Raw genomic sequence first — 231 nt, forward strand, 5'->3', positions numbered from 1 at the left:
GACCAAGCAAGTTCGCTGCTGCAGTATCGACAGTCACTGTGCCTGTTACCGGAGTTGAAACGTTACCTGCAGGGTCAGTTGCAGTCACAGTCACGGTATGTGGTCCATCTGCCAACACTGGAAGTGTATTGTCGGCAAGTGTCCAGGTACCGTTGCCATTATTGGTTGCCGGGTAGTCCACTCCGTCTACAGTCACCACCACAGTCGCTGTCGGGTCGTTCACTGTACCGA

Annotated in this window: 1 protein-coding gene; it reads right to left on the bottom strand. The window is 54.1% G+C overall.

Features of this window, described 5'->3' with window-relative positions; genetic code table 11:
- Positions 1-231: Ig-like domain-containing protein (locus ACH8JV_RS19665; protein ID WP_396523338.1), on the bottom strand; the 231-nt coding region annotated here is incomplete at both ends.

Source organism: Acinetobacter sp. ABJ_C5_2, from assembly GCF_044538485.1.
Classification (GTDB): Bacteria; Pseudomonadota; Gammaproteobacteria; order Pseudomonadales; family Moraxellaceae; genus Acinetobacter; species Acinetobacter nosocomialis_A.